The sequence below is a fragment of the Nocardioides sp. NPDC047086 genome, assembly GCF_040643685.1.
GTDB lineage: Bacteria > Actinomycetota > Actinomycetes > Propionibacteriales > Nocardioidaceae > Nocardioides.
The window spans coordinates 31,844-55,047 of sequence record NZ_JBEYUV010000017.1 but is presented as its reverse complement, the minus strand read 5'-3'; the positions used below and the strand labels follow the sequence as shown (position 1 = coordinate 55,047).

24 protein-coding genes are annotated in these 23,204 nt (G+C 68.9%); 12 read left to right on the top strand and 12 right to left on the bottom strand.

All coding sequences use genetic code 11. The features are described 5' to 3' along the window. Positions 1 to 48 precede the first annotated feature (48 nt). From ABZ796_RS14220 to ABZ796_RS14205, 4 genes are all read left to right on the top strand, one after another. Entirely contained in the window at positions 49 to 1,602 is a 1,554-nt protein-coding gene (locus tag ABZ796_RS14220) for a molybdopterin-dependent oxidoreductase (protein WP_357337628.1), read from the top strand. Positions 1,603 to 1,679: 77 nt separating this feature from the next. Further along, complete coding sequence (locus ABZ796_RS14215) at positions 1,680 to 2,321, top strand: fasciclin domain-containing protein (RefSeq protein ID WP_357337627.1); 642 nt, start codon at positions 1,680 to 1,682, stop codon at positions 2,319 to 2,321. A gap of 37 nt (positions 2,322 to 2,358) precedes the next feature. Then, on the top strand, positions 2,359 to 2,958 hold the full coding sequence (sigK, locus tag ABZ796_RS14210) for an ECF RNA polymerase sigma factor SigK (protein ID WP_357337626.1): 600 nt from the start codon (positions 2,359 to 2,361) through the stop codon (positions 2,956 to 2,958). After that, complete coding sequence (locus ABZ796_RS14205; protein ID WP_357337625.1) at positions 2,955 to 3,707, top strand: anti-sigma factor; 753 nt, start codon at positions 2,955 to 2,957, stop codon at positions 3,705 to 3,707. Before sigK ends, ABZ796_RS14205 begins: the two co-directional genes overlap by 4 nt. 26 nt (positions 3,708 to 3,733) lie before the next feature. Here the strand turns inward: ABZ796_RS14205 and ABZ796_RS14200 are convergent, their stop codons facing one another. Beyond that, the gene (locus tag ABZ796_RS14200) at positions 3,734 to 4,510 is read right to left on the bottom strand and encodes an NPP1 family protein (RefSeq protein WP_357337624.1); all 777 of its coding nucleotides are present in this window, start codon (positions 4,508 to 4,510) and stop codon (positions 3,734 to 3,736) included. 134 nt (positions 4,511 to 4,644) lie between these two features. Here ABZ796_RS14200 and ABZ796_RS14195 point away from each other — a divergent pair, with 134 nt between their 5' ends. Beyond that, positions 4,645 to 5,091 (top strand): hypothetical protein, encoded by a 447-nt coding sequence (locus ABZ796_RS14195; RefSeq protein ID WP_357337623.1) that lies wholly within the window; start codon positions 4,645 to 4,647, stop codon positions 5,089 to 5,091. Here ABZ796_RS14195 and ABZ796_RS14190 read toward each other — a convergent pair. The 8 genes from ABZ796_RS14190 to ABZ796_RS14155 form a co-directional block, all read right to left on the bottom strand. Then, complete coding sequence (locus ABZ796_RS14190) at positions 5,085 to 5,528, bottom strand: hypothetical protein (RefSeq protein ID WP_357337621.1); 444 nt, start codon at positions 5,526 to 5,528, stop codon at positions 5,085 to 5,087. The genes ABZ796_RS14195 and ABZ796_RS14190 overlap by 7 nt on opposite strands. Then, the gene (locus tag ABZ796_RS14185; protein ID WP_357337619.1) at positions 5,525 to 5,950 is read right to left on the bottom strand and encodes a hypothetical protein; all 426 of its coding nucleotides are present in this window, start codon (positions 5,948 to 5,950) and stop codon (positions 5,525 to 5,527) included. Before ABZ796_RS14185 ends, ABZ796_RS14190 begins: the two co-directional genes overlap by 4 nt. Positions 5,951 to 5,952: 2 nt before the next feature. Further along, positions 5,953 to 6,312: a hypothetical protein gene (locus ABZ796_RS14180; protein ID WP_357337618.1), complete on the bottom strand. Its 360-nt coding sequence runs from the start codon at positions 6,310 to 6,312 to the stop codon at positions 5,953 to 5,955. Positions 6,313 to 6,319: 7 nt separating this feature from the next. Then, entirely contained in the window at positions 6,320 to 7,522 is a 1,203-nt protein-coding gene (locus ABZ796_RS14175; RefSeq protein WP_357337616.1) for a hypothetical protein, read from the bottom strand. Further along, positions 7,522 to 7,824: a hypothetical protein gene (locus ABZ796_RS14170; RefSeq protein WP_357337614.1), complete on the bottom strand. Its 303-nt coding sequence runs from the start codon at positions 7,822 to 7,824 to the stop codon at positions 7,522 to 7,524. Before ABZ796_RS14170 ends, ABZ796_RS14175 begins: the two co-directional genes overlap by 1 nt. A 53-nt stretch (positions 7,825 to 7,877) precedes the next feature. Beyond that, positions 7,878 to 9,890, bottom strand: coding sequence for an MDR family MFS transporter (locus ABZ796_RS14165; RefSeq protein WP_357337613.1), 2,013 nt, complete (start codon positions 9,888 to 9,890; stop codon positions 7,878 to 7,880). A 73-nt stretch (positions 9,891 to 9,963) separates the two neighbouring features. Beyond that, on the bottom strand, positions 9,964 to 11,124 hold the full coding sequence (locus ABZ796_RS14160) for a hypothetical protein (RefSeq protein ID WP_357337612.1): 1,161 nt from the start codon (positions 11,122 to 11,124) through the stop codon (positions 9,964 to 9,966). Positions 11,125 to 11,227: 103 nt separating this feature from the next. Continuing rightward, positions 11,228 to 11,488 (bottom strand): metal-sensitive transcriptional regulator, encoded by a 261-nt coding sequence (locus ABZ796_RS14155; protein ID WP_141802705.1) that lies wholly within the window; start codon positions 11,486 to 11,488, stop codon positions 11,228 to 11,230. A 160-nt stretch (positions 11,489 to 11,648) separates the two neighbouring features. Here ABZ796_RS14155 and ABZ796_RS14150 point away from each other — a divergent pair, with 160 nt between their 5' ends. The 3 genes from ABZ796_RS14150 (at position 11,649) to ABZ796_RS14140 (ending at position 13,320) form a co-directional block, all read left to right on the top strand. Beyond that, positions 11,649 to 12,038 (top strand): carboxymuconolactone decarboxylase family protein, encoded by a 390-nt coding sequence (locus ABZ796_RS14150; protein WP_357337610.1) that lies wholly within the window; start codon positions 11,649 to 11,651, stop codon positions 12,036 to 12,038. A gap of 33 nt (positions 12,039 to 12,071) precedes the next feature. After that, a complete protein-coding gene (locus ABZ796_RS14145) occupies positions 12,072 to 12,242 on the top strand; it encodes a hypothetical protein (protein WP_357337609.1) in 171 nt (56 codons plus the stop codon). A 79-nt stretch (positions 12,243 to 12,321) separates the two neighbouring features. Continuing rightward, on the top strand, positions 12,322 to 13,320 hold the full coding sequence (locus tag ABZ796_RS14140) for a hypothetical protein (RefSeq protein ID WP_357337608.1): 999 nt from the start codon (positions 12,322 to 12,324) through the stop codon (positions 13,318 to 13,320). A 111-nt stretch (positions 13,321 to 13,431) separates the two neighbouring features. Here ABZ796_RS14140 and ABZ796_RS14135 read toward each other — a convergent pair whose 3' ends face one another. After that, the gene (locus ABZ796_RS14135) at positions 13,432 to 16,359 is read right to left on the bottom strand and encodes a vitamin B12-dependent ribonucleotide reductase (protein WP_357337607.1); all 2,928 of its coding nucleotides are present in this window, start codon (positions 16,357 to 16,359) and stop codon (positions 13,432 to 13,434) included. A gap of 164 nt (positions 16,360 to 16,523) precedes the next feature. Further along, positions 16,524 to 17,024: a transcriptional regulator NrdR gene (gene nrdR / locus ABZ796_RS14130; protein ID WP_357337606.1), complete on the bottom strand. Its 501-nt coding sequence runs from the start codon at positions 17,022 to 17,024 to the stop codon at positions 16,524 to 16,526. A 440-nt stretch (positions 17,025 to 17,464) separates the two neighbouring features. On the opposite strand from nrdR, the gene ABZ796_RS14125 reads away from it, so the two are divergent. Continuing rightward, on the top strand, positions 17,465 to 18,334 hold the full coding sequence (locus tag ABZ796_RS14125) for a hypothetical protein (protein WP_357337605.1): 870 nt from the start codon (positions 17,465 to 17,467) through the stop codon (positions 18,332 to 18,334). A 114-nt stretch (positions 18,335 to 18,448) separates the two neighbouring features. Here ABZ796_RS14125 and ABZ796_RS14120 read toward each other — a convergent pair whose 3' ends face one another. Next, positions 18,449 to 18,841: a LysM peptidoglycan-binding domain-containing protein gene (locus tag ABZ796_RS14120; RefSeq protein WP_357337604.1), complete on the bottom strand. Its 393-nt coding sequence runs from the start codon at positions 18,839 to 18,841 to the stop codon at positions 18,449 to 18,451. A gap of 182 nt (positions 18,842 to 19,023) precedes the next feature. Here ABZ796_RS14120 and lexA point away from each other — a divergent pair, with 182 nt between their 5' ends. The 3 genes from lexA to ABZ796_RS14105 all read left to right on the top strand — a co-directional run bounded on the left by lexA (position 19,024) and on the right by ABZ796_RS14105 (position 23,199). Next, entirely contained in the window at positions 19,024 to 19,806 is a 783-nt protein-coding gene (gene lexA, locus ABZ796_RS14115) for a transcriptional repressor LexA (RefSeq protein WP_357337602.1), read from the top strand. Positions 19,807 to 19,903: 97 nt separating this feature from the next. After that, positions 19,904 to 21,568, top strand: coding sequence for an alkaline phosphatase D family protein (locus ABZ796_RS14110; RefSeq protein WP_357337600.1), 1,665 nt, complete (start codon positions 19,904 to 19,906; stop codon positions 21,566 to 21,568). Positions 21,569 to 21,642: 74 nt separating this feature from the next. After that, a complete protein-coding gene (locus ABZ796_RS14105; RefSeq protein ID WP_357337598.1) occupies positions 21,643 to 23,199 on the top strand; it encodes an MXAN_6640 family putative metalloprotease in 1,557 nt (518 codons plus the stop codon). Positions 23,200 to 23,204: the final 5 nt, after the last annotated feature.

Genomic DNA, 23,204 nt, shown 5'->3' with positions numbered 1-23,204 from the left:
GGGTCCGCTCGCTGAAATCCGATCCGGGGGCGGGCGCGAATCCCCGCTATGAGACACCTGGATCGCCGTACCCTCGCCCATGCCGCCGCCGGTGTGCTCGCCGGGGTGGCCGGAATGTCCGCCGCACACCTGACGGCGGCGCTGCTCACCCCGGCCTCCTCCCCCGCGCTCACGGTCAGCACCGCGGTCATCGACGCGACGCCCACCCCGGTCAAGGAGTGGGCGGTACGCGAGCTCGGCAGCGCGGACAAGCCGATCCTGATCGGCAGCGTGCTACTGGTCACGATCGGGTTCGCCGCCGTGATCGGCGTCGTGGCCCGTCGTCGGCTGAAGCTCGGCGTCGGACTCATGGCGGGCCTGGTCCTGCTCGCCGGAGCCGCGGTGGCTCGCCTGCCGCTCTTCGAGATCACCGACCTCCTGCCCACGGTGGTGGCGCTCGTCCTCGGACCCGCCGTGCTGGTGCTGCTCACCCGCGCCCTGACCACTGAGCGCCCACCGAGCCACCGGCGCGACATCACGAGCGAAGACCCGAGCGAAGGCACCGCCACCCGCCGCGGCGTACTGATCGGATTCGGTGCCTTGGCCCTGCTCTCCGCCGCGGCGGCGACCGGCGGGCAGCTGATCGTGCGCGGTCGTACGGCGCTCGCCGACATCATGCTGCCACGGGTCCGCGACCCGTTGCCGGCGCTTCCGGCAGGGCTGGAGGAGACCCACCAGGGGATCTCCCGATTCGTCACCCGCAACCGCGACTTCTACCGGGTCGACACCAAGCTGGCGGTCCCGATCGTCGACCAGAACAGCTGGTCGCTGACCATCGACGGTGACGTCGAACGCGAGCTGACCTTCAGCTACGACGATCTGCGCGAACGCGAGAACGTCGAGCACGACATCACCCTGACCTGCGTCTCCAACGAGGTCGGCGGCAAGCTCGTCGGCGCCGCGCGCTGGACCGGCGTACCTCTCAAGGAGCTGCTCGAGGAGGCCGGCGTCGGCGAGAACGCCGACCAGATCCTCTCGACCGACGTCGAGGGCTTCACGATCAGCACCCCGCTCGAGGCCGCGATGGACGGCCGCAACGCGATGGTCGCCCTCGGCATGAACGGCGAGGTCCTTCCCCGCACCCACGGCTTCCCGGCCAGGCTGGTGGTTCCCGGCCTCTACGGGTACGTCGGCGCCACCAAGTGGGTCACCAGGCTCACCCTGACCCGCTACGACGAAGCGACGGCCTACTGGACCGACCGTGACTGGGCCATCGATGCCCCGATCAAGCTGTCCAGCCGGATCGACACACCTCGACCGCTGAGCAACATCGGCTCCGGTCGCACCGTGATCGGTGGCGTCGCGTGGGCCCAGCACCACGGCGTCGCCGAGGTCGAGGTACGCATCGACGGCGGCCGCTGGCAGCCGGCCGAACTCGGCCGGGATGCCGGGATCGACTACTGGCGCCAGTGGTTCCTGCCCTGGGACGCCGAGCCCGGCAGCCACCAGCTGGCCGTTCGGGTCGTCGATCGCGACGGCACCGTGCAGAGCGAGGAGCGGGCCACCCCGTTCCCGGATGGCTCCAGCGGCATCCAGGAGATCGTCGTCACCGTGACCGAGTGAAAAGACGAAATCCGATCGGGCGACCGTGCCGAAGCCCTGATGACAGCAAGAGACCAACCCTCGAAAGGCTCTTCCAAATGAAGCTCAACACGATCACCCGCACCGGCAGCGTCGCCGCGTCCATGGCGCTCCTGCTGGGTCTCGGTCTCTCGGCATGTGGCTCCGAGGACACCGCGTCCGGAAGCGACGCCGGCTCCAGCACCTCCGAGTCGTCCGAGGCGGCCCCCGAGGAGGACATGGAGGCCGGTGCACAGACCTTCGGTGAGGGCTGCAAGCTGATCCCCGCCGACGGCGCCGGCTCGTTCAACGGCATGTCGACCGCACCGGTCGCCTCCGCGGCGAGCGCCAACCCGCTGCTCAAGACGCTGGTATCGGCCGTCGGCCAAGCCGAGCTCGTCGACACCCTCAACAGCGCCGACGCGCTGACCGTCTTCGCCCCGACCGACGACGCCTTCGCGAAGATCCCGAAGGCCGACCTGGACGCCGTCCTGGCTGACAAGGAGACGCTGACCAAGGTCCTCACCCACCACGTGGTGGCCGGCCAGCTCGGCCCGGACGAGGTCGCCGGTGAGCACGAGACCCTGGCCGGCGACATGATCACCGTCGAGGGTTCGGACGAGGAGTTCACCGTCGGCAAGGAGAACGCCAAGGTGCTGTGCGGCAACATCCCGACCGCCAACGCCACGGTGTACGTCGTCGACACCGTCCTGATGCCCTGATCGGGACATCGGACCGGATATCCGCGAGGATCATCACATGAGACCGCTCAGCTCAGTTCCCTCCGGCGACTCGTCGCCGGAGGGAGCGGGGTCCCCGGAGCTTGCCGGCCTCCTGCGTCGCATCGCCCGAGGCGACGAGGCCGCCTTCGCCGCCCTCTACGACGCGACCTCCGCCCGTGTGCACGGACTGGTGCTGCGAGTGGTGCGTGACCCGGCTCAGGCCGAGGAGGTCACCCAGGAGACGTTCCTCCAGGTGTGGCGCAACGCCAGCCGGTACGACGAGAACCTGGGCAGCGCCCATTCGTGGCTGCTCACCCTGGCCCATCGTCGTGCCGTCGACCGGGTCCGATCCGCGGAGTCCGCCGGCCGCAACGACACGGCCTATCACGGCACCACCCAGACACCGCCCCATGACACGACGGCCGAGGCCGTGGAGACCTCCTTGGAGGCTCGCCGCGTCCATACCGCCCTCGAGACCCTGACGGCGGTCCAACGTGAGGCACTACAGCTGGCGTACTTCGGTGGTTACACCCACACTGAGGTCGCCGCCATGCTCGATCTGCCGATAGGCACTGCAAAGACCCGGATCCGGGACGGACTGATCCGGTTGCGCGACGCGATGGGAGTGAGCCGATGAACGCGCACGACATTCACGCCCTCTCCGGCGCCTACGCCGTCGACGCCCTCGACGACATCGAGCGTGCCCGGTTCGAGGAGCATCTCGCCGTGTGCGCGGACTGCCGCGACGAGGTCGCCAGCCTGCGCGAGAGTGCCTGGGAGCTCGGCGGCCTGACCGACACCGCTCCGCCGCCGGAGCTGCGCGACCGCCTGCTCGCCGGCATCAAGGAGATCCGGCCGCTTCCGCCCGAGACCACGGCGAGCCGCGAGGACGCTCCGCATCCATCAGCTGCCGACTCCGGCCGTCGACGGTTCGGATGGCGTACGTTCGCTGCCGCGGCCGCGGTGCTGGCCGTCGTCGGCACCGGCGCGGTCACGGTTGTCGAGCTGGTCCGCGACGACGACTCCAGCCAGACCATGTCGGCCGCGGAGCGCGTGCTGAGCGCGAAGGACGCGACGACCGTGGCCGTCGACCTCCCCGGCGACGCCCGGGCCCGGGTGGTCCGTTCGGTCTCGGAGAACAGGGCGGTGCTGGTCACCTCCGACATGCCGGCCGCACCGGCCGGCAAGGTCTACGAGCTCTGGCTCCAGCACGACGACGTCATGGTCCCCGCCGGCCTGATGCCCGCCGGCAGCGACCAGACCGTCGTCCTCGACGGCGATGCCGGGGACGCGAGTGCGGCCGGGATCACCGTCGAGCCGGAGGGCGGCTCGGACGAGCCGACCTCGGCCCCGATCGCGCTGTTCGACTTCGCACAGGCCACCTGACCTGCGCGAACGGGGAGCCGACCGGCTCAGGCGTAGGGGTCGAGGGAGACCCCGGCCGGCTTCCCGTTCGCCAGTGCGCCACCGAAGCGCGCATCGGTGAGCTTGAAGGTGGCGGCGCCGAAGTCGGCCGCGACGAGGCGGTCACGGATGCCGGCCGGGTAGTTGTCCCAGCCGACCAGGCCCTTGACCTGCCAGACACCCTCGTGGTTCTCGGGCGGCTCGTCTCCGCCACCGGTCTTGGGGAAGCGGAAGCAGTGGGTGCTGCCGCCGTCCTTGTGATAGACGGCCTTGGGGTGCGTACCGCCCTCGAACTGCAGCTCCGACTCGGGCTTGATCTGGTAGCCGGAGTGCTGGGAAACCGACATGTAGCGGGCGTGGCCGTCCTGCACCCACACGATGATGTGCTCCCAGTCGTGCCGGTGGCCGGCCGAGCCGGGGCCCCAGGAGACCTGGTCCTTCTCGAAGTAGTAGCCGTAGAGGTACGCACACCAGCCGTTGTTGCACTTCGAGCGGGAGTAGACGTTGGTGCTCTGCAGGTCGGAGAGGTCGCGGCACTGGCCGTTGACCGTGCCGCCCATCGCCAGGCCGCCGTTGAGCGTGCCGTCCGGACCGATCGCCGGGGTGCTGTAACAGCCGTCGGTGTCGAAGTCGAGGGCCGGCTGCCAGGTGCGGTCGCCCTCCGGGGCCGAGGCCGGCAGCGCCGGGGGCGGGGCGGCCCAGGCGGCCGCCGGGGCGAGGGAGAGGAGCGCGGCGAGCGGAAGCGCGAGAGCGAGCTTGCGCGTGAGTCGTTTCCCGAGAGTCATGTGGGTCCCTTGATCGTGGGGGAAGGGGGTGCACAGATGGAACCAGTGCCGCGATCGCGTGACAACCCCTTGCGCGTGAACGCGCCGGTAACGCTGCTCGCCGGGGCCCTCCCCCACCCTGGTTGGATGGACCGGTGGACGCAACGCAGTGGCAGGAACGGATCGCCTCCGAGCTCGCCGCCCTCGGGCAGCAGGAGTTCGTCATCATCAGCGAGCCCTCGCCACCGGAGCCGGAGCCGTCGGGCCTGCTGGCCCGGCTCAGGTCGAAGGCGTCCCGCTCCTCGGCGCCGTCACGCTGGGGCCAGGTCCTGTGCGTGGACGAGATCCTCTACGCCGAATTCACCGGTACGCAGCACATCGGTGGCACCTGGGAGGCCTCCGCCGAGCAGCACGAGGCGCTTCGCGCGGCCGGCTGGCTGACGCCCGACGAGACCGACCCGATCGCCCCGGCTCCGGGGTTGCCGCACTACTGGCGGACGGTGCCCCAACCCGAGGTAGACCTCGTCGCCGGTCTCCTCGTCGACGCCTTCCGCATCCTCGGCGCCGACTTCGCGACCCTCTCCCTCAGCCGGGATCAGTAGGCGCCGAGCTGCTGGCAGAGCATGCGGTAGAAGGCGGTGTTGGTCATCGGGGTGAGCGTGTCCCCCAGCGCGAGATGGACGCCGTCGGGGCCGTTGATGCCGGTGAGCTGCCACGAGCCGACCGTGATCGCCCAGGCGGTGCGGGCGCCGATCTCGGCCAGGATCTCGTCGCGAGCTTCCTGGTCCTCACCCAGCAGATCGGCCATCCGCACGGTCGGGAGCGGGCGCACCGACCCGGCCGCGCCCTTGACCGGGCGGATCTTGAGCGTGCGCACCAGGCTAGGGACGAGGTGACCTCGCGGGAGGTCGAGGGGCTGCGTACGGGTGCCGTCGACGCCTAGCTGGAGATGGATGCCTGCGGGGTCGACGGCGGCACGATGCTCGAGGCGTCCGCCCGGACCGGCGAGCATCCAGACGACCTCCGCCGCCGCGCTCACGCCGGGCTCCAGGACGCGGCGGCCGCATCGATCTGGGCAGCCCAGGTCGCATAGTCGCTGGTCAGCAAGGTAGCGGTCAGGGTGTGACCGATTCCGTCGATCGCCACGAACCACTGCTCCATGGTCAGCGCGGACTCGCCCGGCCCGTCGTACATCGCCAGCCGCCGCCCCGCCTCCTGCCCCGCGATCGTGAGGCGCTCGAGGTCGATCGGCGTGTAGCCCGGCATCATCTCGGTGAACGCCATCTCGGAGCCGACCTGCCAGTCGCGGAACCCCAGGTCGCCGTTGGTCTGGGCGGTCACGGTGAGGTTGGAGCGGAAGGTGCCGCTCTCCGGCGCGAGCGCCAGGAGACGTACGCCCTCGGGTGGCTCGACGCTCTCCCAGCCGTCCGGGAGCGTCAGGGTCGTCTGCAGATCGGACACGGTCACTTCTTTCCCGCGGTGCGCTTCTTCTTCGGGCGCGACTCGCGATACCACTTCGGCTTGATGAACGACGGGGTGGGCACGATGACCAGCAGCGGGTAGACGAGGCAGGTGAGCAGGAAGAGCCCGCCGATGATCGTCCAGGCCGCGGTCTGCTCCGGCACCAGCCCGAACGCCGTCGAGCCGGTGATGGCCAGCGCGGAGATGCAGGGCAGGTGGATGAGCACGACGTCCTCGCCCACACCGCCCCGGTTCCACGCGGTCGCCCAGGAACGGGCACGAGCGGAGAGTCCGAGATGTTGCCAGATGCTGACCCCGGCGCCGATGACACCGGCGGCGAGGATGAGTACGGCCCAGATCATGGTGGTCCTAGTCCCAGAAGGTGATGGCGTCGCCGACCTCGGAGGCTACCTCGCCGGCGCCCTCCGCGAAGTCGCTGACCCCGTCGACCACGGCCTCACCGAGCTCGCCGGCCTCGTCGACCACGAAGTCGGCTGCCTTGCCGGCCAGCCCGGAGCCGATCGCACCACCGATCACGCCGCCGACGACACCACCGATGACGGTGCCCGGACCGGGGAAGATGCTCCCGATCGCGGCACCGGCCTGGGCTCCGGCCCAGGCTCCGCCCGCGGCGCCCGCGGTCGTGATCGCGGAGGTGCTCACCGTGCGGCTCACCCGCTCCGTCGTCGACAGCGACGGGTCGTCGGCGTCCTTCTGCCACTGCTCCCAGGCCGCGCTACCGGCCGTGACCACCCAGCCGGCCCTGGTCGCCCACTTGCCCGCGGTCAGCCACTTGCCGCGTACGGCTGCCTTGTTGGCCTTCGCGTGCCAGTTCTTGTCGTTGAGCACCTTGGCTGCCCGCTCGAGCTTGGTCAGGCTCGCCGGGCTGGCGAACCGGCCGTTCACCCGCGGCTGGAACGTGCCGTAACGGCTCTTCACCATCCAGTCGACGCCGGCGCCGGCGCCCAGGCCGGCCAGCCCCAGCGCGTACGCACCGATCTGCATGCCGTCGGAGAAGTCCTTCGGCAGCAGGCCCAGGTCCTCGAGGCGGTCCTCGATCCAGCCGTCGCCGGTCGACTTCGAGATCGCCTTGCCGAGGTCCTCGTGGGCGTTGTCCTCGTCCTTGCGAGCCGTCTCGACCCGGCTGACCAGGTCGTTCCACTTCTCGACCTTGGTGTTGTGGGCGTTGACGTCGCCCTCGGAGGCGTCCTCGCCCGGGTCGGTCGGCGGCGAGATCATGGTGCCGCTGACGGTGAGCCCCGCTCCGCTCGCCTCGGTGCGGATCGTCGACATCTTGGTCTCGACCGCCTTGAGGTCGCCGGAGAAGGTCGAGAGACCCTTGCCCATGGCCTCGATGCGCGACTCGAGCTGACGCAGGTCGCTCTTGCGCCGCTCCGCCTTCGACTCGAAGGTGGCGCCGGCCTGGCCCTTCCACGAGCCGGCGGTCTTGATCGCCTTGCCGAGGTCGTCGAGCGCGTCACCGACCGCGTCCTTGGCGGTCGTACACGCGTCCGCCGCGGTCTGCGCCGCGGATGCATCGCCGTAGACCTTGGTGTCCATCGCCTCAGGCATCAGTTGCCCCTCACCCTCTGCTCGTGGCGCCGGCCCGCGTCGCCGGTCGCGTGATCGGCCGTGGTCGCGTGGTCGAGAGCGTTCTGTACGCCGTCGCTGAGTTTCCCGAGACCTTCCGCCATCCCGCCGACGGCCGCCGCCAGCGATGCCAGCGCGGTCGCGACCTCGGAGGACGACTCGCCGACGTCAGGTGTCTTCTGCAACGGCTCAGCCTGCTTGAACAGGTCTCCGCCGGCGGTGTCGAGCGTGCTCTTGATGGACCTGAGATCGTCGGGATTGACGTGCATGTCGTCGTCACTCATGCCCTCGTCCTACCCGCTTTCGCCGATTTCAAACATGCCGAACGCAAAACGCCCTACGCGGCCGCCTCGGCCGGGCTCCGCACGTCCTGCTCCCCCTCGACGATCTTGCGGGAGAGCACGGCGAGCGCCTCGTCGAGCTTGGCGTCGTCCGGACCCCAGTCGGAAAGCTCTTCGGCGAGCCACTCCTTGAACGCCGCGACCAGCTTGCCGAGCTCCTCCCTGCCCGATTCCGTCAGGGCGTACGCCGACTCGTCGCCGTAGAGGTAGCCCTCCGCCGCGGCGGAGGCGAACGCCGGAGCCAAGACCTCGCCCGGCATCCCGAGGCGGTGGCCGATCGCGATCAGGGAGGTCTCGCCGCCGACCCATTCGCGGATCCCGATCTGCCGTACGCACCACGCGGTCGCGGCATCGAGGGCGACCGCCGACTCCCGGATCCTGGTGAAGGTCTCCGGCGGCTGCCTGCGGACCAGCTGGGCGACGGCGGCATCGAGACGCATCGCGCTGTCGGAGGAGTTGGGCATCGCGAAGCCGTCGCCCGGATCGGTCGCGGCCGCCCTCGAGGTGCCCCGCAGTGGCACTTCCTTGAGGAGGAGGGCGACCAGGAACGCCAGCCCGGCTACCGGGACCGCGGCGAGGAAGACGACCTGGAGCGTCTCCGCGTAGGCCCCGATGATCGGCGCGCTCTGGGCGTCGGGCAGCGCGTGGAGAAGGGCCGGTGTCGCGACCTCCTCCGCGGGGACTCCGGCCGAGGCGAGGGCGGTGGGGAGCCGGTCGGCGAGCTGGTTGGCGTAGACGGTGCCCATGATCGAGGCACCGAACGAGCTGCCCATCGTCCGGAAGAAGGTCACGCCCGAGGTCGCGACGCCGAGGTCCTCGTAGGCCGCGGTGTTCTGCACGATGATGGTCAGGATCTGCATGCTCAGGCCGACGCCCATGCCCATGATCAGCAGGTAGAGCGACATCATCAGGGTGCTGGTGTCGGCGTCCATGGTCGAGAGCAGATAGAGCCCCAGCGACATGATCAGCGCACCGGCGACCGGGAAGATCTTGTAGCGCCCTGTGCGGCCCACGATCGAGCCGGCCACCGTCGATGTCACCAGCAGGCCGACGACCATCGGCAGAGTGCGGATCCCGGACGACGTCGCCGAAACGCCGTGGACGTACTGCATGTAGGTCGGCAGGTAGGTCATCGCACCGAGCATCGCGAAGCCGACGATGAACGAGAGCACGACGCTGACCGTGAACACCCGGTCCCGGAACAGCCGCAGCGGCAGGATCGGAGAGACCGCTCGCGACTCGACCCAGACGAAGATCGCGAAGGCGACCGCCGAGCCGATGAACAGGCCGACGATGGTCGCCGACCCCCAGTCGTACTCGGTCCCACCCCAGCTGACGGCCAGCGTCAGCATCGAGGCACCGAGGCCGACGAAGAGAATGCCGAGGTAGTCGATCGAGGGGCGCTTGCCACGGGCGATCTGCGGCAGCGTCAGGCTCGCGATCGCGATCACGGCGATGCCGAGCGGCAGGTTGATGTAGAACGCCCAGCGCCAGGAGAGGTGGTCGGTGAAGAGGCCGCCGAGGAGCGGACCCAGGACGGTGGTGGCGCCGAAGACCGCCCCGAGAGCGCCCTGGTACTTCCCTCGGTCGCGCAGCGGGATGATGTCGCCGATCAGCGCCGTCGCGGTCACCATCAGGCCACCGGCGCCGATACCCTGCACGGCTCGCGCCCCGATCAGCCAGGCCATGTCGGTCGCGAACCCGCACGCGGCCGAGGCGAGGATGAAGAGCCCGGCCGAGACCTGCAGCATCAGCTTGCGGCCGAAGAGGTCACCGAACTTGCCGGCGAGCACGGTCGCCACCGTCTCGGCCAGGAGGTAGGACGACACCACCCACGACAGGTGGCCGGCACCTCCGACGTCGGCCACGATCGTCGGCAGCGCGGTCGATACGATCGTCTGGTCGAGCGCCGCGAGCAGCATGCCGAGGAGCACCGTGCCGAAGATGAGATTGATCCGGCGCCGGCTCAGCTGGGGCTCGGCGTCCGACGTCACCTGCGGTGCTGCCATTGCGACCCCCACGGTCTCGACTGGAATCAAACTAAGCCAAACTCCAGGTCAGGGCGAGCGGCATCGCGGAGTGTCAGGCGGCCCCCTGGTGATGGTCGGCCAGCTCGTGGATGAGACTCGCGGCCGGCTCGTGGACGAACTCGGCGAACCCGCCGAGCGCGGCAAGACCCTCCTTCGGGGTGCCCGCAGCGAGCGCCGCGATCGTCTCCGGACGCATCAACCACGCAGCCAGGCACGCGGGATAGTCGGCCGGATGGTCGAACAGCTCGTCGAGCTCACCCAGCCCGAGATCATCGGGATTCCTGAACGCGTGCAGACCCGCGTCCATGGCGAGGTTGACCAGTCCGTACGGAATGTCGGTGAGCAGGCCGTAGTCGCGCAGCCCGCGGTGGGTCCAGATCTCCCCCGGTTCACGATGCGGCCTCCCGGTCCTGTCGCGGAGCGAGTCGATCCACCGCTCCGGCTCATCGGCCACGGCGTACGCCACCTCCTCGGGCACCCGCAGCGGCGCCGTCTCGAACATCAGGCCCTCGTCGATCGGCACGAGTCGACCGATCACGCAATCCCCGTCGTCGACCAGCAGTCCGGCACCGATGTTGATCGTGGTCAACTGCTCTCCGGTCCTCGGATCCTCCCAGTGCAGGTCTCGCGGCTCGCGCCCCAGCAGCCGCACGCCGCGCATCGGCGCCCGCGCCCATTCCCAGATCCGGTCGGCACCGGCGATCAGGTCGCCGGACGCGTGGTGGCGCAGGAACGCCTCGAGGCCGCCGAGGTCGTAGAGGAAGGTCTGGCGATAGACCCAGTCGCGATCCAAGATCTGGATGCGGTCGTCCTCCCGGTCGCGACCGGGGTCAGGGCCACCACGGACGTCCAGCGCCACGTTGATCGCCTTCGACATCCGCCACCGGTTACGCGCGTGGGTCCCCTGCATCGCCTGCGCGAGGATCCATCGCGAATGCGCCCACCTCGGCACGAGCGCCTCGAGCAGCCGCAGCTGTTCCAGCCGCTCGAGGCGCGACGGATGCCAGAACTGCTCCTTGTCGAGCTGGGCGCTGGTCGTGTGGATGATCTCCAGGGCCGACTTCACATCCCCACGGGCCTCGGCGTCGTTCACCGCGAACATCGCCGGCCAGTAAGGGCTGTCGACGACCTTCTCCGCGAACGACCGCCGTCGCGGATCCCCCGGTCTCGTGCTCGGGCCGGGTCTCTTCTGGTGCTTCTTGCGTTTGGGCATGGCACCAGCAGACCCCCGATCCGTGCGCCTCGCCAGCGCCTATCACCGCCCTGTGGATAACCCCGTCTTGGAGCTCGCCTGTGGACAGTGATCGGCCCGTCTATCAGGCGAGCGCAAGAAAGAGCTTCTCCATCTTCTTGGTGTCGACACTGTCGCGACCACCCTCGGCGAGGCACTTCTCCAACCCGGTGGCGACCAGCGCGTAGCCGCCTCGGCTGACCGCCTTGTTCACCGCCGCGAGCTGGGTGAGCGCGTCCTCGCACTCCGAGCCCTCCTCGAGCATCCGGATCACCGAGGCGAGGTGTCCGTTGGCGCGCTTGAGTCGGGTGATGACGGCCTTGATCTCGTCAGGCTCGAGCTGCATCGCATCTTCTTTCCGGTGAGCGTCTCCAGCGTGCCGGGAGGCCGCTGGCATCAGGGATTCTATAACCCCCCAGGGGGTTATGCTACCGTCTCCGACGTAACCCCCCGGGGGGTTACGTTTCCGAGGAGATTCCGCCTCGACCACGCCGAAAGGAGCCACCATGACCACCACTACCGACCACAGCTCCGCCCACGGGAAGAGCGTCCTGCGAGACCTGGGGCCGCTCCACCAGGAGCTGCGCCGCGCCATCCCCGACGTCTACAAGGGCTGGGGCGGGCTCTCCCAGGCGGCCTTCGCCGACGGTGCGCTCGACCGCAAGACCAAGGAGCTGATCGCCTTCGCGATCGGCGTGGTCGAGGGCTGCGACGGCTGCATCGCCTCCCACGGCCAGGCCGCCGCTCGCGCCGGCGCGAGCCCTCAGGAAGCAGCCGAGGCCATCGGCGTCACCTTCCTCATGCACGGCGGTCCCGCCACCATCCACGGCGCCCGGGCCTTCGACGCGTTCTGCGAGTTCGTCGACGCCCTCGACGCCGGCGAATCTCCCGCCTGACACCGACCAGAACACAGAAGCAGGAACCGAACAATGTGTCGCCCCGTCCGCTGCAAGAAGTGCAAGAAGACCACCTGGGCCGGCTGCGGCCGCCACGTCGCCGCCGTGAAGGCATCCGTACCCACCGGCCAGTGGTGCTCAGGACACTCCGCCGACCCCAAGGACCCCAACGGCAACTGGCTGAGCCGCATCCTCGGCCACTGACTGTCGGCGGTCGCGCCTATCGTGCACAGCGACCACCTCGTCCGACGCAGTTCACGCCGACAGTGACCCAGGAGGGCTCGTGACCACGCTCGTCGATCGGGAACTCGCCGCGCGCGACCTGGAAGCGCGGCGAGCCTGGGTCGCGCGCGAGCTGGAGCTGCAGGACGGCGTGGCAAGCCGAGCACAGCTCACGTTCGGCGGCTACACGCCGAACGACATCCGTCGCGCGATCAGACGCCGCGAGATGCAGGCTGTCCATCGCGGCGTCTACGTCACCCACACCGGGCCCCTCACCTGGCGCCAACGCGCCTGGGCGGCCGTGCTCTACGCCGAGCCGGCGGCTCTGTGTGGCCCGTCCGCCCTGGAGCCGAAACGCACCGATGACGCCGATGGCCCGATCCACGTCGCCATCGACCACACCCGCCGCCTCGACGCGCCCCCAGGCGTCATGGTCCACCGCGTCGTCGGGCTAGCCCGCCAGATGTTCACCGGCCAGCGCCCACCCCGCCTCAAGCTCGAGGACAACACTCTCCTCCAGGCCCGGGACGCAACCTCCGAGATCGAGGTCATCGGCCTGCTCACCGACGTCATCGGCCGCCGTGGAGTGACGACCGATGCCGTACGCACCGCGCTGAAGCGCCACCCACGACTCCCCCGCCGCGCCTTCATCCGCGACCTCCTCACCGACGTGGACGCCGGCACCTGCTCGGTCCTCGAGCACACCTACCTCACCCGCGTCGAGCGTGCCCACGGCCTCCCGGCGGGAACTCGCCAGAGCCTGAGACTGACGCCGACGGGCAAGGAGTTCCGCGACGTCGAGTACGAGGCGTACGGCCTCGTCGTCGAGCTCGACGGCCGTCTCAACCACGAGTCCTGGAGAGCTCAGGCACGCGACGCCGACCGAGACCTCGATGACTTGGCTCTGGGCGGCAGATTGACTGCCCGCGTCCGCTGGCCCCAAGTGTTCGAGACTCAGTGCCGCACCGCCGCCAGAGTTTCTCAACTGCTCCGCCAACGAGGCTGGGAGGAAAGCCCGAAGGGGTGTGGAGACGAGTGCGACCTCATGACCTGGATGTGACGTGGGAGTCCCGATGTCACCCAGTGACACCGGAACTCCCACGTCCCACAGAACAAGTCCGGTCCCGCACCCTTCCTCGGGTGCGGGACCGGACTCATTCAGCCTTCAGGCTCAGCTGCAACCGGAGGTCGAGCCGCAGCCCTCGCAGACGTAGCAGGAGCCGGCGGGGCGCATCTTGGTGCCGCAGGTGAAGCAGAGCGGGCTGTCGATGGCCATGCCGCTGATCGACTCGAGCAGCTCGGTGGTGGTGTGGGCGGTGGCCTTGGGCGCCTCCTCGACGACCTCGGCCTCCTCCTCGATCTCGGCCTCGACCGGCTCGGCGACCGGAGCCGCCGCGGCCTTCGGGGCCGGAGCCGGCTTCTGGACGAGCTCGGCGGCGGTGGTGCCGTTGCCGAGCTGCTCGTAGGAGCCGGTCTCGAGGTAGCGCTGACGCTCGTCGGCGGAGTAGATGCCGAGAGCCGAGCGGTCCTCGAAGGACATGTAGTCCAGCGCCAGCCGGCGGAAGACGTAGTCCATGAGCGACTGCGCCATGCGTACGTCCGGGTCGTCGGTCAGACCGGCGGGCTCGAACTTCAGGTTGGTGAACTTGGAGACGTAGGTCTCCAGGGGCACGCCGTACTGAAGGCCGACGGAGACCGCGATGGAGAAGGCGTCCATGACACCGGCCAGGGTCGAGCCCTGCTTGCCGAGCTTGAGGAAGACCTCGCCGAGCTCGCCGTCGGCGTGGGCGCCGGAGGTCATGTAGCCCTCGGCGCCACCGACCGTGAAGGAGGTGGTGCGCGAGACGCGGGACTTCGGCAGGCGCTTGCGGGTCGGCGCGTAGACGATCTTCTCGATGATCTTCTCGACGACCTCGGGCGCGACCTCGGCCTCGGCAGCCGGAGCCGCAGCAGCGGTGGAGAGGCCCTGGTCCTTCTTGGCGCTCTCCGACTTGCCGTCGGCCAGCGGCTGGCCGACCTTGCAGTTGTCGCGGTAGATCGCGGTGGCCTTCAGGCCCAGCTTCCACGACTCCATGTAGACCTGCTCGATCTCCTCGACCGTCGCGGTCTCGGGCAGGTTGACGGTCTTGGAGATCGCACCGGAGAGGAACGGCTGGGTCGCCGCCATCATGCGTACGTGGCCCATCGGCTGCAGCGCGCGCTTGCCCATCGCGGTGTCGAAGACCTCGTAGTGCTCCTGGCGCAGGCCGGGGGCGTCGATGACGTGGCCGTGCTCGGCGATGTAGGCGACGATCGCCTCGATCTGCTCGGGCTGGTAGCCCATCTTCTTCAGCGCGCGCGGGATCACCTGGTTGACGATCTGCATCGAGCCGCCACCGACGAGCTTCTTGAACTTCACCAGCGAGAAGTCCGGCTCGATGCCGGTGGTGTCGCAGTCCATCATGAAGCCGATGGTGCCGGTCGGCGCGAGCAGCGAAGCCTGCGCGTTGCGGAAGCCGTTGACCTTGCCGATCTCGACGACGTCGTTCCACACCTTCGTCGCCGCGTCGATGATGTTGCGGTCGACCGGGTTGATCGAGCGGACCGCGTCGTTGGCGGCCTGGTGCTTGCGCATGACCCGCTGGTGGGCCTCGGCGTTGCGGGCGTAGCCGGCGTACGGACCGACGACACCGGCCAGCTCGGCCGAGCGCTTGTAGCCGGCACCGGTCATCAGCGAGGTGATGGCGGCGGCCATGGTGCGGCCACCCTCGGAGTCGTAGCCGAGACCCATCGCCATCAGCAGCGCGCCGAGGTTGGCGTAGCCGATGCCGAGCTGGCGGTAGTCGCGGGTGGTCTCGCCGATCGCCTCGGTCGGGAAGTCGGCGAAGCAGATGGAGATGTCCATCGCGGTGAAGACGACCTCGCAGGCCTGCTGGAAGCGCACGGCGTCGAAGGTGTCGTCGTCCTTGAGGAACTTCAGCAGGTTCAGCGACGCCAGGTTGCAGGAGGAGTTGTCCAGCGACATGTACTCCGAGCACGGGTTGGAGCCGGTGATCCGGCCCGTCTCCGGGTTGGTGTGCCAGTCGTTGATCGTGTCGTCGTACTGCAGACCCGGGTCGGCACACTCCCACGCGGCGATCGAGATCTTGCGGAACAGGTCGCGGGCGTCGATCTCCTCGATGACCTCACCGGTCGTACGCGCCCGGAGGCCGAACTTCTTGCCCTCCTCGACAGCGCGCATGAACTCGTCGGAGACCCGCACGGAGTTGTTGGCGTTCTGGTACTGGACCGACGAGATGTCCTTGCCGCCGAGGTCCATGTCGAAGCCGGCGTCGCGCAGCGCGCGGATCTTGTCCTCCTCGCGCGCCTTGGTCTCGACGAACTCCTCGATGTCGGGGTGGTCGACGTCGAGCACGACCATCTTCGCCGCGCGGCGGGTGGCGCCACCGGACTTGATGGTGCCCGCGGACGCGTCGGCACCGCGCATGAAGGAGACCGGGCCGGAGGCGGTGCCGCCGGAGGACTTCAGCAGCTCCTTGGAGGAACGGATGCGGGAGAGGTTGAGACCGGCACCGGAGCCGCCCTTGAAGATCAGGCCCTCCTCCTTGTACCAGTTCAGGATCGAGTCCATGGAGTCGTCGACCGAGAGGATGAAGCAGGCCGAGACCTGCTGGGGGGACTCGGTGCCGACGTTGAACCAGACCGGCGAGTTGAAGGCGAAGTGCTGGTTGACCAGCAGCCAGGTGAGCTCGCGACCGAAGAGGTCGGCGTCGGCCTCGGAGGCGAAGTAGTCGTTCTCCTTGCCGGAGGCGACGTAGGTGTTCACGACCCGGTCGATCAGCTGCTTCAGGCTCTGCTCACGCTTCTCGGTGCCGAGCGCGCCGCGGAAGTACTTGGTCGTCACGATCGTCGAGGCGTTGATCGACCAGAAGTCGGGGAACTCGACTCCGGTCTGCTCGAAGACGGTCTCGCCGGTCTTCCAGTTCTTCTGGACGACGTCGCGCCGCTCCCAGGTGATCTCGTCGTAAGGGTGAACGCCCTCGGTGCTGAAGATCCGCTCGATCTTCAGCCCGGCGCCTGCCTTCGTCGATGCCTGTGCCTCTGCTGCCGTGTCTGTCATTTCGTTCCCCCTGTTGTCATCGATCGCTGTGCCGTACTGCTGGTCGGTGCTGATGGTGGAGTCCTTGATCTGTTCTATCTGTTGTGCTGGATGGCCCGGGCAGGTCGCTTCCCCACGGCCTGCCCGGGCCCGTCTATGCCATCCCTATTTCATGGCCGTGGGACCTAGTCGGTGCCCACCGGGGCCTCGACCGGATGTTCTGCCTCGAAGTCCTGGACTTCCCGTTCCGTACGCAGCATCTGGATCTCACGCTCGAAGTCGTCCGCCGAGCCGAAGGCCCGGTAGACGCTCGCGAAGCGCAGGTAGGCCACCTCGTCGAGCTCGCGCAGCGGCGCGAGGATCGCCAGCCCCACCTCGTTGCTGGGAACCTCCGCCAGCCCCTGGCTGCGCAGCGCCTGCTCGACCTCCTGGCCGAGGCAGGCGAGCTGGTCCTCGGTGACCGGGCGGCCCTTGCACGCCTTGCGTACGCCGTGCACCGCCTTGTCGCGGCTGAACGGCTCGGCGGCGCCGGAGCGCTTGGCCACCATCAGCTGCATCTGCTCGACGGTCGTGAACCGCTTCCCACACTCCTGGCAGACCCGGCGGCGCCGGATCTGGCCACCGTCCTCGGCCACGCGGGAGTCGAGCACCTTGGTGTCGCTGTGTCGGCAGAACGGACAGTGCACGGTCGAGCCCCTCTCGTGAGACCTGTGGATCCAGGCCGTCTCAACGGCGGCCCGAGCCTGTGGAACCTGTGGATATGAGCGTGAGTCCCTGTGGAACAACACCCCTGTCGCTGTGAACCATCCACCCGTTCATGTGAACTAGATGTGGATAACTACAGCGGTGTAACTACTAGATGTAGTGGTAACCGTACGCCCGCCCCCACGACGATGCAAGCGAGGGTCGGGTTTACCCGCGTGTCCGGCGTGTCGCCGGTCAAACACCGAAAGATTCCGGTTCAGCGGCGCCGGACTGGCCCGGATGAGTAAGAATGGCCCCCGTGACAAACATCTCCGGAGGAAATCGCGTCGGGTCGCGGAGAGGCACGCGCCCCAGAAGCGGTCCCCGGCCACCGTTCATCTTGCCTGCGATCGCGACACTTGCCTTCCTCATCATCTGGGGAGTGCTCGTGTGGGTCGCCGTCGGTTTCGGGGCCGACGCACGAGGAGGCGATTCCGGCGCCTGGGCGAAGCTCGCCATCGCGGCGGTCGTTGCAGTCGCCTGTCTCTTCCTGACGTTCACCTTCGCCGGGAAGGCCTGGCGGGCCCTCACCGGCACCCCGACGACGCCACCCGCCGACGACTACACCGGTAGCCACTCCAACGCCTACGTCGAGGAGCAGGACTACTCGGACCCGGCCTACCCCGACCAGACCTACGCCGATCAGACCTATTCCGATCAGGCGTACCCGGAGCAGGACTACTACGGCACCGGCCCCTACGGCTACGACGACACCGGCTCCTACGGCCGGCACAGCTCCGACACCGGGAGCCAGCCGCCCTACGGTGACACCACGAACCGCTCGGCCTACACCGACACCGGCTCCCAGTCGCCCTACGGCTACCCCAACAGCGATCAGGGCTACGGCACCACCGGCAGTCGAGCCGCCTACGGCGCCTCGTCCTACCAACCGCCGACCAGCCCGCCGCCCGCCCAGCCGTCCTACTACTCCAGCCCGCCGACGCCGACCTCGACGCCGCAGAGCACCCCGAGGTACGCCCCGCAGGGATACAGCTCGGACAGCTACCCGGCCCAGCAGGCCGGCTCGGCGCAATATCAGTCCGGTGCCTATCCGGCCCCGGCCGGCTACGGCCAGACCGGCTCGCGGGCTCGACCGACCGAGGATCCCGCCGCGACCCAGGCGATGCCCACCCAGCGCCAGCCCCAGGACCCGCCGGTCCAGCCGGACGACGAGTGGCCGCCGCGGCACGGCACTCGCAACAAGCAGTGGCCGCCGGCCGAGCCGGACAGCCCCTACCGCGGGCGCCACTGACCCGGATACGCGAGAGTGCTGCAGACGCTTCCCATCCTCTGCAGCACTCTCACTCTTTCCCCGGTAGCCGGCTGCCAGGGGTCGAAGGAGCAGCCGGACATCTGTGGCGACGCCCTACGGCGCGGTCGGAATGATCAGGGTCTGGCCGGACACGAGCATCGAGGACTCGAGAGAGTTGAGTTCCTTGATCGTCTGCTCCATCTCCCGAATCGAAGCGTCGGTCCCGGCGACGGCCTTCGAGGAGACATCCCAGAGCGTGTCGCCATCGCCGACGACCATCGTGTGGGCGGCGGGGGCGGGGCCACGAAATCCGGCATCGGTGTCGCCACTGTTCTCCACCGCGAACGCCACCCGCGCGCCGATCAGCGCGATCCCGAAGAGCACGACGAGCGCGAATGCGAACACGACGACTCGTCCGCGACGGGTGAGCCGCACGGTCGAGCGGCGCACCTCCGGCACCGGACGCGGCGGCTCGGCTACGGGCAGCACATAGACGGTTGCACTCATCTCACGGCCTCCTGATCACAAGTCTCTCGATCACGTGTTCGATCGAGCACATGTTCGAAGGTAGATCACGTGTTCGAACAACGCAAGTAGCGACCCCAGGAATTTTCGAACGCCGACACGCGCTGCCTGCGACGTCGAACAAATGTTTGATGTCGTGGTGCCAGAGGGACTAATGTGATGACATGACCACGCAGAAGACAGGCACCGGATCAGGCGGTTCGAAGAAGAGCCGCGTCCGCGAGCTGCCCGACGGGCCGCCGGACGCGACCGGGCTCACGCCGCGTCAACAGCGCATCCTCGCTCACCTGCGCGACAGCATCGAGCAGCGCGGCTACCCGCCCAGCATGCGCGAGATCGGCGCCGCGGTCGGGCTGACCAGCACCAGCAGCGTCGCCCACCAGCTCCGTGCCCTGGAGCAGCGTGGTCTGATCCGCAAGGACCCGAAGCGACCGCGCGCTCTCGAGGTCTTCCTTCCGGAGGTGATGGCCCACCGCAAGGCCATGTCCGGCGAGCCCGAGGAGACCAGCACAGCCGAGGCGACGATCACCGCCGAGGCCGACATCAACCCCAACCCCGCCGCCGCCATGGTCCCCCTGGTCGGGCGGATCGCGGCCGGTGGTCCGATCCTGGCCGAGGAGACCTCGAGCCAGCAGAGCGTCGAGGACGTCTTCCCGCTGCCCAAGCAGCTGGTCGGCAACGGCGACCTCTTCCTGCTCTCGGTCACCGGTGACTCGATGGTCGACGCGGCCATCTGCGACGGTGACTTCGTGGTCGTGCGCCAGCAGCCGACCGCTGAGAACGGCGAGATCGTGGCCGCGCTGATCGACGGCGAGGCGACGGTCAAGACGCTCTCCCGCAAGGACGGCAAGGTCTGGCTGCTGCCGCACAACGCTGCGTACGAGCCGATCGACGGGACGCACGCGAGGATCCTCGGCAAGGTGACGGCGGTCCTGCGCAGCCTCTGAGCCCCGTGCCATACCTCCCGGAACCACTCCGGGAACTCTGCGTGAACTGCAGCCGCCGACCCATGACAGGGCCGGCGGCTGCGTCGTTCCCTACTGCGTGACCCAGACGCAGATCGACCGCCGCACCCTCATCGCCGCCGGGCTGGCGACCGCCGCCGGAGCCGTCGCGCTTCCCGATCCCGCCGAGGCCGCCAGCGGCTCGCTCAACCACTTCCAGCACGGCGTCGCCTCCGGCGACCCGCTCCCGGACCGCGTCGTCATCTGGACCCGGGTCACGCCGACGGCGGATGCGACTCCGGGGTCCGGGCAGGGCGAGGAGGTCCTGGTCCGCTGGGAGGTCTCCCCCACCGCGGACTTCGGCCGCGTCACCGCGAAGGGATCCCAGCAGACGGGTCCCGACCGCGACCACACCGTGAAGCTCGATGTCACCGGCCTGGCCCCGGAGAGCTGGTACTTCTACCGCTTCACCTACAACGGCCAGGCCAGCCGCGTCGGTCGCACCCGCACCGCTCCGGCCGCCGACGCGGCCCCCGAGAACGTACGTTTCGGGGTGGTCTCCTGCTCCAACCTGCAGGCCGGCTGGTTCGCCTCCTACCGCCACCTGGCCGCCCGTGACGACCTGCACGCGATCATCCACCTGGGCGACTACATCTACGAGTACGCGCCCGGCGAGTACGGCTACGGCATGGCGAACGAGGACGTCCGGCCGCACGAGCCCGCCAACGAGCTGCACACGCTGGCCGACTACCGGATCCGGCACGCGCAGTACAAGCGCGACGTCGACCTCTCCGCCGCCCACGCCCGGCTGCCCTGGATCGTCACCTGGGACGACCACGAGTCGGCCAACGACGCCTGGCTGCTGGGTGCCGAGAACAACGAGCCCGGCGAGTACGACTGGATCGACCGCAAGACCAACGCCAACCAGGCCTACGACGAGTGGATGCCGCTGCGCGTGAGCGGAACCGCCACGGTGGAGACCCGCGATCATCTCCACGACCGCATCTACCGGCGGCTGCGGTTCGGCACCCTGCTCGAGCTGAGCATGCTCGACCTGCGCTCCTACCGCTCCGAGCAGGTCGCCCGCACCGAGCTCGCCGAGGTCGACGACCCCGACCGCACCATCACCGGCGACGAGCAGCTGGCCTGGCTCAAGGACGGCCTGCTCACCGACGCCCGGTGGAAGATCGTCGGCAACCCGGTGATGATCGCGCCGGTCACCTTCGGCGCGCTCCCGAAGAGCCTGATCGCCCCGGTCAACGACGTCACCGGCCTGCTACCCGACAACGGCGTCGCCTACAACGTCGACCAGTGGGACGGCTACACCGCCGACCGCACCGAGCTGTTCGAGCACATCCGCGACAACGCGATCACCGACACCGTCTTCGTCACCGGCGACATCCACTCCGCGTGGGCCTGCGACCTGCCGTACGACTCCGCCGTCTACCCGCTCGGCAAGACCGCCGGCGTCGAGCTCGTGGCCACCTCGGTGACCTCGAACAACCTCAAGGACATCCTCGGCGCGCCGCGCCGCACGGTCAGCGTCACGGTCGAGAACATCATCAGGACCGCCAACCGCCACGTCCGCTACCTCAACTTCGACGACCACGGCTACTCCGTCCTCGACGTGACCCGCAACCGCGCCCAGATGGACTGGTACGTCATCGGCGAGCGCAAGGACGCCGACACCACGGCCACCTGGACCAGGTCGTACGCCACGGCAACCGGAAGCAACCGGCTCCATCACGTAACGCAGCCCGTCTAGGCCGTGTCCCCCGGACACAGCGGCGCTCTGCGCTTAGACTGCCCAGGTCTGCCTTCCCGAACGTCTGGTACCTCATGCGAAACATTGCCCGCCGGATCAACCGCAAACAGCGCTCCCTCGTCTTGATCGCAGGCATGGTCGCGGCGACGTTCTTCGCCACCATGCCCGCAACCGGGTCGACGCCGGCGTCCTCGGTGAGGACCGGCGGTGACACCAGCGCCGAGCAGCCGGTGACCGAGAAGGCGGCCCGGGAGGCGCTCGCCGCGGCCAAGAAGATCAAGCGCAACCAGTCGGTGCGCGGCGCCCGCCAGGTCGTGCCCGGGCGGCACGTCGCCGGCCGGCCCGACGCGACCATCGCGCTGGCCGACCTGTGGAAGGCCAAGGACGCCCTGGACGGCTCCAACAAGGCCGCAGCGCGTGAGCTGCTCGCCCGCCCGCGCACCGCGACCCAGACCTGCAGCGACGTGGTCTGCGTCCACTACTCGCCGGGCAAGGGCGGCGACCGCGCCTCGGCGGCGTACGCGACCCAGGTCCGTGACGTGGTCACCAAGGTCCACAACCTCTACGTGCAGGCCGGCTACCGCAAGCCCGCGCCCGACAAGGCGGTCACCCCCGGCAAGGTCGACATCTACCTGGAGAACCTCTACGACGAGGGCTACTACGGCTACTGCGCGCCCGAGACGAAGGTCTCCAAGACCGCCGCCACCGCCTACTGCGTCCTCGACAACGACTACGCCACCAGCGAGTACGGCTCGTACAACACGCCCACCGAGAACCTCCGGGTGACCGCGGCCCACGAGTACTTCCACGCCGTCCAGTTCGCCTACGACGCCGGCGAGGACCGCTGGATGATGGAGTCGACAGCGACCTGGGTCGAGGACGAGGTCTACGACAGCATCAACGACAACCGGCAGTACCTCGGCTACGGCCAGCTCGAGGACCAGCGCAAGCCGCTGGACAACTCCAGCGCCTCCAACCTCGGCATCTACGGCAACTGGATCTTCTTCCGCTACCTGTCCGAGCGCTTCGCGAAGGAGCGGGGGACCCTGCCGGAGGTGGTCCTCTCGATCTGGAACCGGGCGCCGTCGACCTATTCCACCACCGCCGTCCGCCAGGCGCTCGCCGCCCGCGGCACCACGCTGAAGCTGGAGTACACCCGCTTCGCCGCCGCCAACCTGGCGCCTTCGAAGAGCTACAGCGAGGGCGGCGCCTACTACCCGCCGGTCTACGACGGCCGCACCGCGCTGCCCGCCAAGCGACAGACCGTCGATGGCAAGTTCACCCTCAAGCACCTGACCTACGCCTCCCAGCGCCTCGTCCCGAAGAAGGTCGGGAAGGGCTGGAAGCTGCGGGTCAAGGTCGATGTGGCCCGGCCCAACGCCAACGGCGCCGTGGTCAGCGTGTTCCGCACCGACGGCACCCGCGGCGTCTACTACCTCAAGCCCAACAGCAAGGGCATCGCCACCAAGACCATCGAGGGCTTCTCCTCCAAGCGGATCCGCAAGGTCGAGGTCACCTTCGCCAACGCGAGCAGCAACTTCAAGTGCGGCCAGGGCACCGCGTTCTCCTGCCACGGCGTCGCGACGCCCGACAAGGCCACCCACCGCTGGTGGGCCAAGACCTACCGCTGAGCGCG

Excerpts from the sequence above, each read along its gene's own strand:
- ABZ796_RS14220 (WP_357337628.1), top strand. The coding sequence starts at position 49 with ATGAGACACCTGGATCGCCGTACCCTCGCCCATGCCGCCGCCGGTGTG.
- ABZ796_RS14215 (WP_357337627.1), top strand. The coding sequence starts at position 1,680 with ATGAAGCTCAACACGATCACCCGCACCGGCAGCGTCGCCGCGTCCATG.
- sigK (WP_357337626.1), top strand. The coding sequence starts at position 2,359 with ATGAGACCGCTCAGCTCAGTTCCCTCCGGCGACTCGTCGCCGGAGGGA.
- ABZ796_RS14205 (WP_357337625.1), top strand. The coding sequence starts at position 2,955 with ATGAACGCGCACGACATTCACGCCCTCTCCGGCGCCTACGCCGTCGAC.
- ABZ796_RS14200 (WP_357337624.1), bottom strand. The coding sequence starts at position 4,510 with ATGACTCTCGGGAAACGACTCACGCGCAAGCTCGCTCTCGCGCTTCCG.
- ABZ796_RS14180 (WP_357337618.1), bottom strand. The coding sequence starts at position 6,312 with ATGATCTGGGCCGTACTCATCCTCGCCGCCGGTGTCATCGGCGCCGGG.
- ABZ796_RS14175 (WP_357337616.1), bottom strand. The coding sequence starts at position 7,522 with ATGCCTGAGGCGATGGACACCAAGGTCTACGGCGATGCATCCGCGGCG.
- ABZ796_RS14170 (WP_357337614.1), bottom strand. The coding sequence starts at position 7,824 with ATGAGTGACGACGACATGCACGTCAATCCCGACGATCTCAGGTCCATC.
- ABZ796_RS14165 (WP_357337613.1), bottom strand. The coding sequence starts at position 9,890 with ATGGCAGCACCGCAGGTGACGTCGGACGCCGAGCCCCAGCTGAGCCGG.
- ABZ796_RS14160 (WP_357337612.1), bottom strand. The coding sequence starts at position 11,124 with ATGCCCAAACGCAAGAAGCACCAGAAGAGACCCGGCCCGAGCACGAGA.
- ABZ796_RS14155 (WP_141802705.1), bottom strand. The coding sequence starts at position 11,488 with ATGCAGCTCGAGCCTGACGAGATCAAGGCCGTCATCACCCGACTCAAG.
- ABZ796_RS14150 (WP_357337610.1), top strand. The coding sequence starts at position 11,649 with ATGACCACCACTACCGACCACAGCTCCGCCCACGGGAAGAGCGTCCTG.
- ABZ796_RS14145 (WP_357337609.1), top strand. The coding sequence starts at position 12,072 with ATGTGTCGCCCCGTCCGCTGCAAGAAGTGCAAGAAGACCACCTGGGCC.
- ABZ796_RS14135 (WP_357337607.1), bottom strand. The coding sequence starts at position 16,359 with ATGACAGACACGGCAGCAGAGGCACAGGCATCGACGAAGGCAGGCGCC.
- ABZ796_RS14120 (WP_357337604.1), bottom strand. The coding sequence starts at position 18,841 with ATGAGTGCAACCGTCTATGTGCTGCCCGTAGCCGAGCCGCCGCGTCCG.
- lexA (WP_357337602.1), top strand. The coding sequence starts at position 19,024 with ATGACCACGCAGAAGACAGGCACCGGATCAGGCGGTTCGAAGAAGAGC.
- ABZ796_RS14105 (WP_357337598.1), top strand. The coding sequence starts at position 21,643 with ATGCGAAACATTGCCCGCCGGATCAACCGCAAACAGCGCTCCCTCGTC.